Raw genomic sequence first — 16,764 nt, 5'->3', positions numbered from 1 at the left:
ATTTCTGCTCACAAGGCGTCAGCCACCCAGGGCCCACCCCACCGGCTCGGCCAGGCGCAGCGCCTCGGCCGGGCCCCACGTGCCGGGCTGGTACGGGTACAGCGCGCCGGAGCGGTCGAGGGCGGCGCCGGCAGCGTGCCAGACCTCCTCGAGGCCGTCCGGCCGGGTGAACAGGGCGCGGTCGCCGAGCAGGATGTCGTGGATCAGCCGCACGTAGGGCGGGAGCGGATCGCCGCCGTCGACGTCGTGCAGCGTGATCTGGGTCCACTGCGTCGTGAGCTCCGACTGGCTGCCCGGGACCTCGATGTTCATCGAGATCGCCAGCGCGCCGTCGCCGGCGAGGTCGAAGCACACCACGTTGCCGCGCACCGGGATGTCGGCGCCGCCGCCCGACCCACCGGCGGCCCGGTAGGGCCCGTCGTCGGGATCGCGCATGACCAGGGTGACCTTCTGGTGGCTCTCGGCCATCATCTTGCCGGTCCGCATGAGGAACGGGACGTCGCGCCAGCGCTCCGAGTCGACGAACATCTTCGCGGCCACGAAGGTCTCGGTGTCCGAGTCGTCGGCGATGCCGTCGATGTCGCGGTAGCCCGCGAACTGGCCGCGGACGACCTCGTCGGGGGCGAGCCGCCGGAATGCCTTGACCGCGTCCGCGCGGGCCTGCGCGATGTCGTCCGCGCCGAGACTGCGCGGGGGCTCCATGGCGATCTCGGCGGCGACCTGGAACAGGTGGGTGACCAGCATGTCGAGCACGGCGCCGGTGCCGTCGTAGAACGAGGCGCGGTCGGCGACGTCGAGGGTCTCCGGGACGTCGATCTGGACCGCCGCCACGTGGTTCCGGTCCCACGCGGACCCGAACAGGCCGTTGGCGAAGCGCAGCGCCCGCAGCTGCTGGGTGGCCTCCTTGCCCAGGAAGTGGTCGATCCGGTAGATCACCGACTCGTCGAAGACCCGGTGCACGGCCACGTCGAGCGTGCGGAACGCCGCGAGCGAGGTGCCGAACGGCTTCTCGTAGACCACCCGGGAGCGCTCGGCGAGGCCGTGCGCACCGAGGGCGTTCGTGATCGGCTCGAACGCGGTGGGGGGCACACCGAGGTAGTGCACCCGCTGGACCGCGGTGCGGTCGCCGTCGCCGATCTCGTCCTCGGCCTCCCCGACCCGGTCCAGGAGCTGCCCGGGGTCGTCGACCGAGAACCCGTCGCCGGCGAAGCGCAGCCGCGGGGCGAACTCCTCCCAGGGGCCCTCGGCCGGCTTCGGGCCGAACTGGTCGAGCACGCCGTGGACGTGCTCGCGGAACTCGTCGTCGGACAGCCGTCGACGCCCGCTGCCGACCAGCACCCATCGCGGGGGCAGCAGACGCTCCTGGGCCAGCCGGTAGAACGCGGGCAGCACGAGCCGGGCCGCGAGGTCGCCGCTGGCGCCGAAGAGCACGAAGACGGTCGGCGGGGTGTCGGTCACGGGGCCCAGCCTGCCCCTTCGCGGGCGCGATGACACGTCGCCCACCGGGTGTCAGCACGGGCGCGTCGCTGTCGTCCGGGGAGCGAACGGCGCCAAGCACGCAGCCGTGTCAGGGTGCTTCGCATGCGCACCGACCGCGGCCGTTGGGTGGTGGTCGTCGTGGCCACCCTCGCGTACCTCGTCTCGTTCCTCGACCGGCTCGGATGGTCCGGGGTCGCGACGACGGCGGCCGACGACTTCGGGCTGCCCGTCGCCACGCTCGGCGTCTTCACCTCGCTGTTCTTCGTCGGGTATCTGCTGTCGAGCCTGCTGGGCGGGTTCGTGGTCGACCGGTTCGGCGCGCGGCGGACGCTGGTCGCGGCGCTCGTGCCGCTGGGGCTGCTGACGATCGGGTTCGGATTCGTCCGGTCGGCGGCCGCGGGCGCGGCGATCCAGCTGCTCATGGGGCTCGCGGCGGGCGTCGACTTCGCGGCCTGCATGCGGCTGCTCGCGGAACGCTTCGAGCGCGCCCGCCGGGCGAGCGCGACCGGCGTGCTGATGATGGCGTCGTCGGCCGGCGTGCTCGTCGTCGGGCTGGTGGCGGCGCCGCTGACCGGGCTCGGCTCGTGGACGTGGGTGTTCGTCGTGTTCGGGGCGGTCACGCTGCTGGTGGCGGTCGCCGTGCGGGTCGTCGTGACGGACGTGGCCGCTGCGGCCGACGTGGCCGCCGCGGCTGACGTGGAGCGGCCCGCCTGGCGTGCGGCGCTCCCGACCCTGACCCGGTCGCCGCGCTGGCTGCTGCTCGCCCTCGGCGGATTCGGCGCGCTGTGGGGGACCTGGGGCACGACGACCTGGATGCAGAACCTCATGGTCCTCGGCCACGGCCTGAGCCCCTCGCGTGCCGGGCTGGTGGTCTCGGCGTTCGGGCTGGGCGCGGTGGTGGCCAAGCCGATCATCGGTGCGGTGTGCGACCGGCTCGGGGCCGCCCGCGTCGTCCCGATGGTCGTGATCCTGGCGCTGTTCACGGCTGGGCTGGTCGGGTTCGGGTTCCTGACGACGCCGGGCGCGTTCTTCGTCGCGGCCCCGCTGCTCGGGGTCGTGGCGTTCGGCTACAGCCCGCTGATGAACTCGATGGTCACCGAGGTGATGCCGGACGCGATGGTCGGGGCGGCGGCCGGGCTGGCGAACGGGGTGTGGCAGGTCGGGAGCGTGCTCGCGCCGGCCGCCGTCGGGGTGGTGTTCGCGGCGAGCGGCGGATCGTTCCCGGCGGTGTTCGTGACGCTCGCGGCCGGGCCGCTGATCGCGGTGCCGTTGTGCTGGCTGGTCGGTCGGCAGGACGGCCCGGCCGACGTCAGCGACGGCCCTTCGCTGACATCGGAGGGGGTGCCCGACGACGCCGTCAGCCCCTGGGCCCGGCCCTGATCGACTTCCGCGCGGCGGAACAGCGCAGATCTGACGCGTACCGCCGCACCCGTCGTGATCATGGACCGGTCGCCCGCCGCTCGAGCACGGCGAGCGCCTCGTCCCGTCGCTCCCACGGGACGAACAGGTGGTCGTGGTGGAACCCGCTCACCGGGTTCACGCTGATCCCGGCCTCGGCCAGCCGCGCGCACACCGCCGCGAGGAACCCGACCGCCGCCAGCGACGACCGCACCTCGAGCGTGATCCACGCGCACGGGTACTCGGCCTCGAGCCCGGCCGCCTCGGAGTCCCGCACGACGACGGTGGTCCCCTCGTCCTCGGCGACCGTCACCACCGCGCCCGACGGCACCGGGCCTCCGTCGGGAACCGCGGCGTACAGGTACCGGCCGGGACGCAACCGCGGGGTCATCCCGGCCAGCAGCACCGCCAGGTCCGACTCCCCCGAGGAGCTCACGACCGCGGTGACTGCTGCGGACTGCTGACGCCGCAGTGGGCGCACTCGGACACGTTCACCTCGCCAGGAGGACGCGGCCGCAGCGGACGCAGCAGCAGCCCGGAGAGCAGCGCGCCGCCGAGCAGCAGGCACGCGGCGATCACGACGGCGCGGTGGTAGCCCGCCGAGAACGCGACCGGGTTCGTGTAGTCCGCGCCCGCGATCCCCGCCGCCGCCGGGATCACCGCCACCGCGAGGAGCCCGGCCGCCCGGGCCACCGCGTTGTTGACGCCCGAGGCGACGCCGGCGTGGCGGTCGTCGGCGGCGTCGAGGACCGTCGCCGTCAGGGGTGCCACCGTGGCGGCGAGGCCCAGGCCGAACAGCAGCACCGCGGGCAGCACGTCGAACAGGTACGACGCCCCGACGCCGACCCGCAGCAGCAGGAGCATGCCGGCGGCCGCCGTGACGAGGCCGACGGTCATGGGGATCCGCGGCCCGATCTTCGTGGCGAGCCGTCCGGCACGGGCGGAGAGCAGCAGCATGATCACCGTGATCGGCAGCGTCGACACCCCCGCCGCCAACGGGGAGAACCCCGCAACCACCTGCAACTGGAGCACCAGCAGTACGAAGAGCACCCCGAGCGCGGCGTAGACCAGCAGCGTCACCACGTTGAGCGCGGTGAAGCGGGGGTTGGCGAACAGGTCGGTCGGGACCAGCGGGGAGCGGGACCGCCGCTCGACGAACGCGAACGCCACGAGCGCGGCCACCCCGGCCACCCCGGTCGCGACGACTCCCACCGACGCCCCCGACGTCCCGGCCTCGGTCAGCGACCACGTCAGCGTCCCGAGCCCGAGCAGGGCCAGCGCGGTGCCCGGGATGTCGAGGTGTGGGACGGCCTGCGGGTCGCGCGACTCCGGCACATGGCGCAGCGCCGCGGCCACCACGACGGCGGCCACCGGCAGGTTGATCAGGAACACCGCCCGCCAGTTCCACTCCACGAGCCAGCCCCCGACGAACGGCCCGACCGCACCGGCGACGCCCGCGAGACCCGACCACGCCCCGATGGCCGCCGCGCGGTCGTCACCGTGGAACGACGCCGAGATCAGCGCGAGCGAGCCGGGCGTGAGCAGCGCGCCGCCGATCCCCTGCAGCGCCCGCGCCGCGATCAGCACCTCGATCGACGGCGCGAACCCGCAGAGCGCCGAGGCGAGCGCGAACCACACCACGCCCACCAGGAAGATCCGCCGGCGGCCGAACCGGTCCCCCAGCGAACCGCCCAGCAGGATGAACCCGGCCAGGGTCAGCGTGTACGCGTTGATCGTCCACTGCAGGCCGGCGAAGGACGCCCCGAAGTCGGCCCCGATGCGTTCGAGGGCCACGTTCACCACGGTCGAGTCGAGCATCGCCAGACCCGAACCCAGCACCGTCGTCGCCAGGACCCACCGGCCCGCCGGCGACCCCAACCGCAGATCCGCGGCGCCCTGCCCCGGCTCCTCGCTGCTCACACCGCCCAGCATGACGGCAGGCCCACACCCGCGCGCTACGGTTCGCCGCATCGCCGCCCTCACCTCGACCACGCCTGTCCAGATCCAACCCGTGGGCGACCTGACCGCCGCCCAGACCCAGGTCGCGCTCGTGATCGCCGCGGGACTCGTCGCGCTGTCCGTCATCGCGGGCGGGGCCACGTGGCGGGTCGCGCGCAACGTCGTGACGATCGCCCACGAAGGCGGGCACGCGCTGGTCGCGATCGCCTCCGGCCGGACGCTGACGCGCATCCTGCTGCACTCCGACACCTCGGGCGTCACGGTCTCCAAGGGCCGCCGGGACGGGCCGGGGATGGCCGCGACGGCGTTCGCGGGCTACGCCACGCCGCCGCTGCTGGGCCTCGGGGCCGGCGCGCTGGTGGCGGGCGGCGCCGTGCAGACGATGCTCGGCCTGACGATCATGGTGCTGCTCGGCACGCTCGTCCTCATCCGCAACGTCTACGGCGTCGCGTCGGTGGTCCTGACGGGCGCCGTCGTCGCCGTGGTGATCGCCTACGGCACCCCGACGGTGCAGTACGGCTTCGCCTGCTTCGTCACGTGGTTCCTCATCGTCGGCGGGCTCAAGACGGTGCTCGAGGTGCAGCGCAAGCGCGCCGGGCGCCGCGCCGCGGACTCCGACCCCGACCAGCTCGAACGGCTCACCGGCGTCCCGGCGGGGATCTTCATCGCGTTGTACTCGCTGATCGGCGTGATCTCGCTGATCATCTCCGGGAACCTGCTGCTGTCCTGGCCCCCGTTGAGCTGAGATGTCGGGGTCTCAGCGGCCCAGGACGCAGTCGCCGCAGGTCCCGCCGCCGGGGACCCGGTAGAACAGGCAGCAGGTCCTCCGGGCGAACCCGACACCGGTGGGATGGGACGGCTCGTGGACGAACCCGCCGAGCCCGGCGAGCGGCGGCTCCTCGGTCATCCCGACGGCGAGGGCCAGGGCTTCCGACGACGAGTCCGGGCGCTGGGTCAGCAGCATCCGGAGGGCCCCGCCGAGCGAGGACGCGACGTTTCCCCAGGTCACCTGGCTCGAGACCGAGGCCTGGGCGCCGACCGCGTCGAGCACCGGGCGCAGCGTGGCGTCGAGCTCGCGGGCCGCGGCGGCGGGGAGATCGTCGTCGTGCGGGACGGCCTCCGGACGCTCGATCCACATCGGCGCCGGGCCGCCGGACCAGGGTCGCCAGTGCAGCCGGTCGTGCAGCCGCGGGACGGTGCGGTACAGGGCGCCGGTCCCGAGGACGAGGGCGGTGATCCGCGCGGACACCGACAGCGAGAGCAGCGACCCCGCGATCCGCCGCGGCACCCCGCCGAGCTGCTCGGCGACCTGGTCGATGCGCTGGTCGAGGGGCGCACCGGTGAACTGGTGGAACGGCCGCCACGACGGGTCGGCGCCCTCGGCCGGGCCGGTGGCCAGCCCGAAGAAGCCCTCGAGGGCCACGACGTCGTCGATCCCGATGGTGAGGTCGCCGGCCATGTATCCATCGTCCCGGACGCTCCTCCGGGACGTGGCTCTCACCCGTTCGGCCCTCTCCGAGGGGCCGGGTCGGCCGTCCGGAGTGCGGTGATCGGTGGCACGTGGTTCGGGGTGTCGGGGTGATTCGTTAGGTTCGGCGCATGCTCGACTCGGGTCTCCGCTTCGCCTTCGCCTTCCTCCCGGCGGGAGTGGCGATCGTGGTCGGCCTCGTGCTGGCCGTCCAGCGCCGCCGCGTGCTGCCCGCGGTGTCGACGCCCGCCATCGGGGGCCTCGCCCTGCTGCTGGTCGCGGTGCTGCTCAGCGCGTCGACGGTCGTGGTCCTGCCCGCCCTGCTGAGCAGTGGGTCCACCCCCGAGACCGTGTACACCGCCTCCAGCCTGATCGGGATCCTCACGGCTCTCCTCAACGTGCTCGGCTGGGTGCTGCTGCTCATGGCGCTGTTCCGGCGGCTGCCGGCCACGGCGCCCACGGCGGTGTCCGCGCCCACCCCGGCCGCCGGGACGCCCGCGCCGCCCGCCCCCGCTGCGCCGGCCTGGCAGCAGCCGCCCGGCGACGACGCCCCGACCGGGCGGCACGCCCTGCTCGACGAACGCGGCCAGCAGGTCGTCGCGCAGGAAGGGGTCCGCCTGTCCCCGCGGGCGACCGCGATCGGCGGCGGGGCCGCGGCCGCCGGCGTGGCGGGTGGGCTCGCCGCGTCCGGCGAGGGCGACTCCGACCATGCTGGGCACGCCGAGGAGATGCCGACCGAGGCGGTGCCGATCATCGGTCACCCGCGCACCACGACGGGCTCCGACGCCGCTGTTGCCGGCGATGCTGTTCCCGGCGATGCTGCTCCCGACGACGAGGCGGTGCCGGTCGCCGAGGACGGCCCGGCGGGCGTCGCCGAGGCGGCCGTGGGCGGGGTGCCCACCGGCGCGAGCACGGAGGCCGAGGGTCCGGCGGCAGAGTCCGCGCCGGCCGCGGGGTCGGCGTCGGCGGCAGGCTCGGCGCCGGGATCGACCGGAGTGCCGACGGCGGGCTCGGCCGGAGCCGGGTCGGGTCCCGGGCATGGAGCCCTGGCCGGAGCGGCCGGAATCGCCGGCGCCGCTGGAGCGGCCGGTCTGACGGGCGCGGCCGCCGTCGCCGGCTCCGGGGCCGCGGACGCGGCGGTGGGGGGAACCCCGGCCGGTCACGATCCCGAGGAGACCCGGGACCCGACGCGAGCCGGCTCCGGTCCCGCGGGCCGCGCCGCCGACGACGACGCCGCGACCGAGACCCTGCACCGGCCCGGTGCGACGGCGCCCGGCCCCACTCCGGCGGTGACCGAGCAGGCATCGGAGCCCGGTGCTGCGGGCGTCGACGAGGCGGCGGTCGGCGGTACGCCCGCGGTGGCGGCCGACCCGCCCCCGGACCCGAGCCCGGTGAGCGTCGACGAGGGAGCACTCGGCGGGGTGCCGACCCACGCCGCCGACGAGCCCGGCGAGGGCTCCGACGCGCACGACCCGAGCAGGCACGCGGCGGCCGACGACGATCTCCCGGCAGGCGACTCCTCGGTCCGTGCTCCGGACGCGGCCCGGTCCGACCGGCAGGCGGGCGCCACGGCCCAGAGTGCGGCTCCGGGCGACGATCTCTTCCGACCCGCCTCCGCGGCGCCCACCGGCCCGACCGCGGAGTCGGCCGGCGCGTCACCGACAGCGCCGGGCGCCACCCGGCCCGGCGGACCGTCCCACGCTGCACCGGCCGCCACCTCGGCCGGCGGACCTGCTGCGGTACCGGCCGGCACACCCACGACACCCCCGGGCAACGGCCTCGGCACGCCCCGCCCGGACACCGGCGAGATCGCCTCCACGGTGTCCCGGGCGGCCGGGACCCCGGTCGCCGAGGAGGGGGTCGGCGGCACCCCCACGAGCGCCTCCGAGACGTCCGAGGCGCCCGCGTCCGAAGCGCCGGCGTCCGGGTCCGAGGCGGGCGAGCCCGATCCCGCGGAGCGCTCCGGTGTCGTGAACCGGGCGAAGGCGCAGGTCGCGGGGTGGTTCGAGCCGGTGACCGGCAGCGGTGACGGCGGCTTCGACCGTCCCGAGGAGGCCCGCGAGGAGCCGCCGTCGAACGGTCACCACCAGGGCGGCTGAGCTCCACCCTCCCGGGCGAGCAGGGCCGCGACCGCCCGGGTGCTGCCGACCGCCGTGGTCAGGGCACCGGGCCCGGCGAGCGGGCTGCGCGCCCAGGTGACCTCGCCGTCCTCGCCGGCGTCCTCGTCGCACCGGTCGGAGTCGGTCCCGACGACGAGCACCGAGCCCACCGAGCGAGCGCCCCCGGTGCCGCCGAGGCCGATCAGGGCGGCGTCCGCGCCGTCGAGCACGGTCGTCGTCGCGAGGATCGGCGTGCCGCCGACCGCCGCCCTCATCGTCGAGGCACACCGGCCACCGACCTGCCCGCTGCGGCCGAGCACCAGCTGCTCGACCACCCGCGCCCGGGCGCCGTCGGCCAGGTCGAGCCGCACCGACGGCTCCCAGGCCGCGGCGTCGCACACCACGGTCGGCTCGGGGCGCCAGTCGAGCGCGGACCCGGTCGCCAGCGAGGCCGTCACCGCCATCGACGCGGTCCGCCCGGGATCCCGGCCCGGCTGGACCACTGTCGCGGCGGCACTGTGCAGCGACAACCGCTCGCCGGGCCCGAGCTCCACCTCCAGCCGGAGCCGGTCCCCGCCGAGTGGCCCTCCACCGACCGCGACCAGGTGCACCCGGCGATGCCCGGTCCGCCGGAGCACGATCGGCGGGGCCGAGGCCCAGGTCAGGCGGCCGTCGACGAGCCGCAGCCGGGCGGTCGCCTCGACGGCCCCTCCCCCGACCGCTGAGCCGGCTGTGGTGTCGACGGCCGGCGAGCTCTCGGCCGCCGACCTGCCGGCCGCCGGGCCGCCGACCACCGGCGTCACGCCGCCACCGGCACCTGCGCGCGCACCCAGTCGACGACCTCGGTGATCGGCTGGGTCCGCACCGAGGTCAGCGCGGTCGGCTTGCCGTCGCGGACCCGCTCCGCATCGGCGGCCATGCGCTCGGTGTCGGCCCCGACCAGCGGGCCCAGGTCCACCTTGTTGATCACCAGGAGGTCGGCGCCCGCGACGCCCGGACCGCCCTTGCGCGGCACGTCGTCGCCACCCGCCGTGTCGACGACGAAGATCTGCCGGTCGACCAGCCCGTAGCTGAACGTGGCGGTGAGGTTGTCGCCGCCGGACTCGACGAGCACCACGTCCGGGTCGAACTGGTCCACGAGATCCTCGACCGCGTCGAGGTTGGCGGTGATGTCGTCGCGGATCGCGGTGTGCGGGCAGCACCCGGTCCGCACGGCGACGATCCGCTCGGTCGGGAGCACCGCCTCGCGGCGCAGGAAGTCGGCGTCCTCGGTGGTGTAGATGTCGTTGGTGACGACGGCGACCGAGAGCTCGTCGCGCAGCGCCCGGCACAGCGCGGCGACCAGCGCGGTCTTGCCGCACCCCACCGGCCCGCCGATCCCGATCCGGACGGCCCGCCCCCGGTGCGGCGGATGATCGTGCGCCCCGCCGCCGAGGTCCTGATCGTCGAGTCTATGAAGCAAAGAGGGCCCCCTCGGATCGGGCGTGCAGGACGGCGAGCACCTCGGGCAACGGCGTCGTCGCGGAGGGCAGGTGGTCCGGGTCGTCCAGCGCGGCCGCATCGGTCCCGGCGTCGGCGGCCCGGTCGATGACGTCGCGGTGCTCGTCGAGGGCGCGGGCGTGGACGCCGGCGAGCGCGAGCGGGTCGAGCCCCAGCAGGCGGACGGCGGCCGAGCACACCTGGCCGACGAGGTGGTGGACGGCGAGAGCGGCCGCGTCGTGGGGTGACCCGTTGGCTGCGGCCGTGGCGACCCCGAGCACGAGCGCCTGATGCGGACGAGCACCCAGACCGTCGATCGCGGCGTCCGGCCAGGCCGAGCGGACGGTCCGCAGCATCGCGCGCCCCTGGGTCCGCGAGACCTCCCGCAGCGCCGCGACCGGGGTGCGCGCCGAGATCGCGGCGTCCCAGCGCGCCCAGTCCGGGCTCCGCAGCTCACCGCACGAGGGGAACCCTCGGCCTGCTAGAGCGGCGGATTCCTCCCCTCGCTCCGAGACCCCCGTACGCGAGGGGAAGGTTCGATCGACTAGAGCGTCCGAGGGTTCCCCTCGTGCCGAAAGTGCGCGGGCGGGGGCGGGGGCGGCGGCGGCCAGCGCGCACGCCGCCGCCGACGGCGCCGCGGTGACCAGACCCGCCGTCGGGACCCGGCCGCCGAGCCAGCCCGCGACGTCGTCCGGCGCGCTCACCAGACCCCGGCGCACCGCGGCTTCGATCCCACCGGAGTGGGCGTGCCCTCCGGTGGGCAGCCGGGAGTCGGCGAGCAGCCAGAGTCCGCTCACGTGGCGAACAGCGCGGGCTCACCACACACGACGCCCGCCCCCTCCAGCTCGAGCAGCGCCCGCTTGCGGTCCGTCCCGCCGCCGTAGCCGGTGAGCGAGCCGTTCGACCCGACCACCCGGTGGCACGGCACCACGATGCTCACCGGGTTCTTCCCGTTCGCGAGCCCCACCGCGCGCACCGCGGTCGGCTGCCCGATCGCCACCGCGAGCTCGGCGTAGCTGCACGTCTCACCGAAGGGGATCTCGCGCAGCGCCGCCCACACCCGCTGCTGGAACTCGGTGCCCCGCAGTGCGACCTCGAGCGAGAACTCGCGCAGCTCGCCCGCGAAGTAGGCGGCGAGCTGCTCCCGGGCGGCGGGCACCGCATCGGCCACCCGCTCCCCGAGCTGCTCTGCCGCCGGCCCGTGCCGATGCTCGACCATGTAGAGCCCGTCGAGCACGCCGTCCCGCGCGCGGAGCGTCAGCGGGCCGAGCGGGCTGTCGTGCACGGAATGGCTACACACCGAATGTGTCGTCGTCACACCAGGCACCCTCGCAGAACCCACCGACACTCAGAACAGGAAGTAGCGCTGGGCCATGGGCAGCTCGCGCACCGGGTCGGGGTCGACCACGCTCCCGTCGATCCGCACCGTGAACGTGTCCGGATCCACGGTGATGTCCGGGGTCGCCGCGTTCTGCGGCATGTCGACCTTCCGGACCTCGCGCGGCGAGCGCACCGGCGCGAACCGGCGGCGCACGTCCACCGAGCCCGCGAGCCCGGCGTCGAGCGCGGACTGCGTCGCGAAGAACAGCGACGACGAGGAGGCCGCGGCCGGAGCGGCCCCGAACATCGGCCGGGAGAGCTCGGGCTGCGGCGTCGGGATGGACGCGTTGGCGTCGCCCATCCGGGCCCACGCGATCATCCCGCCCTTGAGGACGGTGTTCGGCCGGACGCCGAAGAACGCGGGGTCCCAGAGCACCAGGTCGGCGAGCTTCCCGACCTCGACCGACCCGACCTCGCCGTCGAGCCCGTGCGCGATCGCCGGGCAGATCGTGTACTTCGCGACATAGCGCCGGGCGCGGTCGTTGTCGTCGCCGTCGACCGACACCCCGGAGCCCGTCACCCGCCGTCGGGCCGCGTGGGCGGTCTGCCACGTCCGCAGCACGACCTCCCCGACCCGGCCCATCGCCTGCGAGTCCGAGCCGATCATCGAGATCGCACCGAGGTCGTGCAGCAGGTCCTCGGCGGCGATCGTCGCGGCCCGGATCCGGGACTCCGCGAACGCCAGGTCCTCGGGGATCGACGGCGAGAGGTGGTGGCAGACCATGAGCATGTCGAGGTGCTCGTCGACGGTGTTGCCGGTGTGCGGCCGCGTGGGGTTCGTCGACGACGGCAGCACGTGCGGCTGCCCGGCGACGGTGATGATGTCCGGCGCGTGCCCGCCGCCGGCCCCCTCGGTGTGGTACGCGTGGATGGAGCGGCCGGCGATGGCGGCGAGGGTCGAGTCGACGTAGCCCGCCTCGTTGAGCGTGTCGGTGTGCAGCGCGACCTGCACCCCGGTCTCGTCGGCCACCCGCAGCGCGGCGTCGATCGCGGCCGGCGTCGCGCCCCAGTCCTCGTGCACCTTGAACCCCGACGCGCCGGCGAGGACCTGCTCGCGCAGCGCGTCGGCGCCGACGGTGTTGCCCTTGCCCAGCAGCGAGAAGTTCAGCGGCGACGAGTCCAGCGCCTCGAACATTCGCGCGAGCCACCAGGACCCGGGCGTCACCGTCGTCGCCTTGGTGCCCTCCGCGGGCCCGGTGCCGCCGGCGATCATCGTCGTGACCCCGGAACCGATGGCCTCCGGCAGCTGCTGCGGGCTGATCAGGTGGACGTGGCAGTCGACCCCGCCGGCGGTGAGGATCAGGCCGTTCCCGGCGAGGATCTCCGTCGACGGCCCGATGACGAGCTCAGGCGAGACCCCGTCCATCGTGTCCGGGTTCCCCGCCTTGCCCAGCCCGACGATGCGCCCGTCGCGCACCCCGACGTCGGCCTTGACGACGCCCCAGTGGTCGAGGACCAGCGCGCCGGTGATCACCAGGTCCGCCGCGCCCTCCGCGCGGGTGGCCCGCGACTGGCCCATCGACTCGCGGATGACCTTCCCGCCGCCGAACACCGCCTCGTCGCCGCCCCGCGGACCGCGACTGCGGTCCTCCTCGACGCGGATCGTCAGGTCGGTGTCGGCCAGCCGGACCCGGTCACCCGTCGTCGGGCCGAACAGTGCCGCGTACGCCTCGCGGCCCACCGTCCAGCCGCTGCCGGGTGTTCCCGACGAGGCACCGGCCGGGTCGGGCACGTCGAGTCGCCCGCCGGGCACCACCCCGTGCCCGCCCAGCGCCACGAGCGTCACGTCGGACTCCACGCCTGGCTCGAAGCGCACCGAGGTCCCGGCCTGGATCGCGAGGCGCATCCCGGTCGCGGCCTCGCGGTCGAAGTCGAGCGCCTGGTTGGTGGACGCGAAGTGCATGTGCGAGCCGACCTGGATCGGCCGGTCGCCGGTGTTCGTGACGGTGAGGGTGAGGACGGCGGCCCCCTCCCCCGCGACGACGTCGCCGCCGTCGCCGGGGAGGAAGGCACCAGGTCCGGGCGCGCTCACTGGATCGGCTCGTGCACGGTGATGAGCTTCGTGCCGTCCGGGAAGGTCGCCTCCACCGCGACGCTCGGCAGCATCTCGGGCACGCCATCCATGACGTCGTCACGGGTCAGCACGTGCTGACCGCCGTCCATGAGCTCCCCCACGGTGCGACCGTCCCGGGCGCCCTCGAGGATCCAGGAGCTGATCAGGGCGACCGCCTCGGGATGGTTGAGGCGCAGCCCCCGGCCCCGGCGTTCCCGGGCCAGGTTCGCCGCCACGTGCAGCAGCAGCTTCTCCTGTTCGTGCGGCGAGAGCAGCACCGGTGTCGACTCCTTCGGCTTCGCCTCGTGCGTGCGTTTCCGTGCCCCAGCACGGAAACGCACGCACATGTCGGCCAGACAAACTACGGCGCAGCGGTCTGCTCCGGGAGGACGTGCGCCCCGGCGCGGTCGGTGGACAGGCACAGCGAGCAGACGTACCCGGCCCCGGTCCCCGAGGCGGTCATGTCCGGGCGCTCGAAGTCCTGCTCACAGGCCTCGCAGCGCAACGTCTCGCCCGAGGGGTTGCCGTACTCGTCGTGCATCGCGTGCTCGATGCCGTCGTCGGTGCGCCGCAGGTAGTACTTACCCCCGGTGGCCAGCGCGATGATCGGCGGGAACACGAACGCCAGCACGATCGCGACGAGCGGGGAGTACGACGCGAGCGTCTCGCCCAGCACCCCGAAGAACGCCAGGATCGAGACACCCGCGGCAATGATCATCGAGCCGAACCCGACCGGGTTGACCGCGTAGAGCATCCCGCGCCGGAACTCGGGCTGCTTCGGCGAGAGGCCGAGCACGTACTTGTTGATGACGATGTCCGAGGCCACGACGACGACCCACGCCATGCCGCAGTTCGCGTAGAAGCCGAGGATCGTGTTCAGGAAGTCGAACATGTTCGCTTCCATGAGGATCAGCGCGATCACCAGGTTCACGCCGAGGAACACCAGCCTGCCCGGGTAGTGCTTGGTGATCCGCGTGAACGAGTTCGTCCAGGCCAGCGAGCCGGAGTAGGCGTTGGTGACGTTGATCTTGATCTGGCTGATCACGACGAGGATCACCGCGAGGGTCAGCGCCAGCCACGCGGGCATGATGTTCGTGTAGGTGATCAAGAACTGCTGCACCGGCTCGTTGGCGAAGCCGGCGCCGCCCGCGACGTTCGCGATCAGGTAGACGGCGAGGAACAGGCCGATGACCTGCTTCGCGGCCCCGAAGATCACCCAGCCGGGCCCAGCGAGGACCATCGCGCACCACCAGCGCCGCGAGTTCTCCGGCGTCCGCGGCGGCATGAAGCGCAGGTAGTCGATCTGCTCGGCGATCTGCGCGATGAGCGAGAGGCAGACGCCCGCGGCGAGCATGACCGACCCGAGGCTCGCTGAGCCCTGGCCCTTCTCACCCTGGTAGGCGAAGAAGGTGGAGACCGAGTCCGGGTGGCTGATGAGCAGGTAGACGAACGGCAGCACCATCAGGATCAGCCAGATCGGCGTCGTCCAGAGCTGCAGTGTGGAGAGCAGGCTCATCCCGTAGACGACCAGCGGGAAGATGATGATCGTCGAGACCGCGTAGCCGATCCAGAGCGGGATCCCGAGCCCGAGCTCCAGGCCCTGGGCCATGATCGAGCCCTCGAGCGCGAAGAAGATGAACGTGAACGTCGCGAAGATGACGTTCGTGACCACCGAGCCGTAGTAGCCGAAGCCGCTGCCGCGGGTGATCAGGTCGAGGTCGAGGTTGTAGCGCGCCGCGTAGTAGGCGAGCGGGAAGCCCGACAGGAAGATCACGACGGCGAACACGAGGATTCCCCACAGTGCGTTCACCGTGCCGTAGGAGATGCCGATGTTCGCGCCGATCGCGAAGTCGGCGAGGTAGGCGATGCCGCCGAGCGCCGAGGTCGCGACGACCCCCACCGACCACTTCCGGTAGCTGCGCGGCGCGAACCGGAGGGTGTAGTCCTCGAGGGTCTCGTTGGCCTTCGTCCGTGTGCCGGTCGGCGGCGCGGACTGCGCCGCCGCGGGCTCCACATCCTGTGACACGCTGGTGTTCCTCCACGCCCTGGACCGGGTCGGCACCCCGTCCGGGGCAACCACCCAGGCATCCTGCGTGAGCAGTCGGTGAAGGCGTTTGCCGCGATGTCACCGCTTCGTTAACGCGTGGAGTCAGAGCCGTTGGATCGGCCCGCGATCACCGGAACGGACTCTGGACGACCGCCGGAGGAGCACAGTGCTCCTCGTGGTCGGCGTGGTCGACCGTCTCGATCTGCAGCGTCGAGTGCTCGAGCCCGAAGCGCTCGCGCAGCGCTTCGGCGGCGCAGTCGAGCACGCTCCCGCCGGCGGCGCGCCCCTCGCAGTGCGGTGTCGCGTGGTCCTCGACGACGAGGTGGGCCGACGCCGCGGGGACCCGGTCGCTGATCACCCACACGTGCAGGTCGTGCACCTCGCGCACGCCGGGGACCTCGGCGAGGGCGGCGCGGACCTCCTCCACGTCCATCCCGGGCGGCGCGCCCTCGAGCAGCACGTGCGCGGTCGCCCGCAACAGCGCCAGCGTGCGCGGCAGCAGGATGAGGACGATGACGAGGGACGCGACGACATCTGCGTAGGGCCAGCCGGTCAGCAGCACCGCCCCGGCGGCCACCATGACCGCGACCGAGCCCAGCGCATCGCCCAGCACGTGCAGAGCGGCGCCGCGGACGTTGAGGTTGCCCCGATCGCCCCCGGAGAGCACCGCCAGCGAGATCAGGTTCCCGACGAGGCCGACCGCGCCGAAGAGCAGCAGCGCGAGGCCCGGGATCTCGGGTGGGGTGTCCGCGAGCAGCCGTTCGACGGCCTCGACCGCGACCCAGACGGTCACCGCCAGCAGCAGGAGCGCGTTGACCGCGGCGCCGAGCACCTCCGACCGCCCGAGCCCGAACGTCCGCTGCGCGCTCGGGGGCCGCTGCGCGAGCCGCGCGGCCACGACGGCGGTCAGCAGCGCGGCGACGTCGGTGACCTGGTGACCGAGGTCGGCGAGCAGCGACAGCGACCCGGTGACCCAGGCGCCGACCGCCCCGCTGAGCAGGACCAGCGCGGTGATGACGAGCGCGACGGTGAGTCGTCGGCCGTCGGCGTCGGCCCCGTGGGCGTGGCCCGCATGACCGCCGTGTCCGTGGCCGTGCGCGTCGTGGCCTCCCTGCCCCATGGGCGCGACCATACATGCACGGATGCGCATGTGGAATCGCGAGGGTCGCGTGTCACGGTCGGCCGCCCGGGGCCGTCACCCGGGCCATGAACACCGGGACCCCGGCCACCCGACCATGATCACCAAGATGACGAGCTCCTGAGGCCTGGGCGTCCAAATCCTCGTCATCCTGGCGATCATGACGCCGGAGACCTGGCGCCGATTCCTCCAGTCGAGGGTAAAGCCGACGTCACCCAGTCGAGTCCTCCTCGTTACTCCCCCGTGGCCGGAGGAGAGCTCCGC

15 protein-coding genes are annotated in these 16,764 nt (G+C 74.0%); 3 read left to right on the top strand and 12 right to left on the bottom strand.

What is annotated here, in order from left to right; genetic code table 11:
- Window positions 1–18 precede the first annotated feature (18 nt).
- Window positions 19–1,458, bottom strand: a complete 1,440-nt coding sequence (locus LQ327_RS19445) for a glucose-6-phosphate dehydrogenase (RefSeq protein WP_230736746.1) — start codon at window positions 1,456–1,458, stop codon at window positions 19–21.
- Window positions 1,459–1,581: 123 nt separating this feature from the next.
- Here LQ327_RS19445 and LQ327_RS19440 point away from each other — a divergent pair, with 123 nt between their 5' ends.
- The gene (locus LQ327_RS19440) at window positions 1,582–2,859 is read left to right on the top strand and encodes an MFS transporter (RefSeq protein ID WP_230736744.1); all 1,278 of its coding nucleotides are present in this window, start codon (window positions 1,582–1,584) and stop codon (window positions 2,857–2,859) included.
- Between the two features lie 58 nt (window positions 2,860–2,917).
- Here the strand turns inward: LQ327_RS19440 and LQ327_RS19435 are convergent, their stop codons facing one another.
- Together LQ327_RS19435 and LQ327_RS19430 are read right to left on the bottom strand one after the other, a co-directional pair.
- Window positions 2,918–3,313, bottom strand: a complete 396-nt coding sequence (locus LQ327_RS19435) for an ACT domain-containing protein (protein WP_230736742.1) — start codon at window positions 3,311–3,313, stop codon at window positions 2,918–2,920.
- Window positions 3,310–4,797, bottom strand: a complete 1,488-nt coding sequence (locus tag LQ327_RS19430) for an MFS transporter (RefSeq protein WP_230736740.1) — start codon at window positions 4,795–4,797, stop codon at window positions 3,310–3,312. Before LQ327_RS19430 ends, LQ327_RS19435 begins: the two co-directional genes overlap by 4 nt.
- Window positions 4,798–4,888: 91 nt before the next feature.
- On the opposite strand from LQ327_RS19430, the gene LQ327_RS19425 reads away from it, so the two are divergent.
- The gene (locus tag LQ327_RS19425) at window positions 4,889–5,581 is read left to right on the top strand and encodes a M50 family metallopeptidase (protein ID WP_230736738.1); all 693 of its coding nucleotides are present in this window, start codon (window positions 4,889–4,891) and stop codon (window positions 5,579–5,581) included.
- Between the two features lie 12 nt (window positions 5,582–5,593).
- Here the strand turns inward: LQ327_RS19425 and LQ327_RS19420 are convergent, their stop codons facing one another.
- Window positions 5,594–6,295, bottom strand: a complete 702-nt coding sequence (locus LQ327_RS19420; RefSeq protein ID WP_230736736.1) for a (2Fe-2S)-binding protein — start codon at window positions 6,293–6,295, stop codon at window positions 5,594–5,596.
- 140 nt (window positions 6,296–6,435) lie between these two features.
- Here LQ327_RS19420 and LQ327_RS19415 point away from each other — a divergent pair, with 140 nt between their 5' ends.
- Window positions 6,436–8,403, top strand: a complete 1,968-nt coding sequence (locus LQ327_RS19415) for a hypothetical protein (RefSeq protein WP_230736734.1) — start codon at window positions 6,436–6,438, stop codon at window positions 8,401–8,403.
- Here LQ327_RS19415 and LQ327_RS19410 read toward each other — a convergent pair.
- From LQ327_RS19410 to LQ327_RS19375, 8 genes are all read right to left on the bottom strand, one after another.
- The gene (locus LQ327_RS19410) at window positions 8,385–9,206 is read right to left on the bottom strand and encodes an urease accessory protein UreD (RefSeq protein ID WP_230736732.1); all 822 of its coding nucleotides are present in this window, start codon (window positions 9,204–9,206) and stop codon (window positions 8,385–8,387) included. The genes LQ327_RS19415 and LQ327_RS19410 overlap by 19 nt on opposite strands.
- Window positions 9,203–9,865, bottom strand: coding sequence for an urease accessory protein UreG (gene ureG / locus LQ327_RS19405; RefSeq protein ID WP_230736730.1), 663 nt, complete (start codon window positions 9,863–9,865; stop codon window positions 9,203–9,205). Before ureG ends, LQ327_RS19410 begins: the two co-directional genes overlap by 4 nt.
- A complete protein-coding gene (locus LQ327_RS34865; protein WP_230736728.1) occupies window positions 9,855–10,679 on the bottom strand; it encodes an urease accessory protein UreF in 825 nt (274 codons plus the stop codon). Before LQ327_RS34865 ends, ureG begins: the two co-directional genes overlap by 11 nt.
- Window positions 10,676–11,182 carry a methylated-DNA--[protein]-cysteine S-methyltransferase gene (locus LQ327_RS19395; protein ID WP_308286344.1) on the bottom strand — a complete coding sequence of 169 codons (507 nt, stop codon included), beginning with the start codon at window positions 11,180–11,182 and terminating at the stop codon, window positions 10,676–10,678. Before LQ327_RS19395 ends, LQ327_RS34865 begins: the two co-directional genes overlap by 4 nt.
- Before the next feature lie 48 nt (window positions 11,183–11,230).
- Window positions 11,231–13,294 (bottom strand): urease subunit alpha, encoded by a 2,064-nt coding sequence (locus LQ327_RS19390; protein WP_230736726.1) that lies wholly within the window; start codon window positions 13,292–13,294, stop codon window positions 11,231–11,233.
- Window positions 13,291–13,593, bottom strand: a complete 303-nt coding sequence (locus LQ327_RS19385; RefSeq protein ID WP_230736724.1) for an urease subunit gamma — start codon at window positions 13,591–13,593, stop codon at window positions 13,291–13,293. The genes LQ327_RS19390 and LQ327_RS19385 overlap by 4 nt, the downstream gene beginning before the upstream one ends.
- 83 nt (window positions 13,594–13,676) lie before the next feature.
- Complete coding sequence (locus LQ327_RS19380) at window positions 13,677–15,341, bottom strand: purine-cytosine permease family protein (protein ID WP_230736722.1); 1,665 nt, start codon at window positions 15,339–15,341, stop codon at window positions 13,677–13,679.
- A gap of 148 nt (window positions 15,342–15,489) precedes the next feature.
- Window positions 15,490–16,482 (bottom strand): cation diffusion facilitator family transporter, encoded by a 993-nt coding sequence (locus tag LQ327_RS19375; protein WP_230736720.1) that lies wholly within the window; start codon window positions 16,480–16,482, stop codon window positions 15,490–15,492.
- Between the last annotated feature and the right edge of the window lie 282 nt (window positions 16,483–16,764).

The sequence above is a fragment of the Actinomycetospora endophytica genome, from assembly GCF_021026375.1.
Lineage (GTDB): Bacteria > Actinomycetota > Actinomycetes > Mycobacteriales > Pseudonocardiaceae > Actinomycetospora > Actinomycetospora endophytica.
Note: the sequence above shows the minus strand (reverse complement) of the source record. Positions and strands in the feature narration are given on the sequence as shown.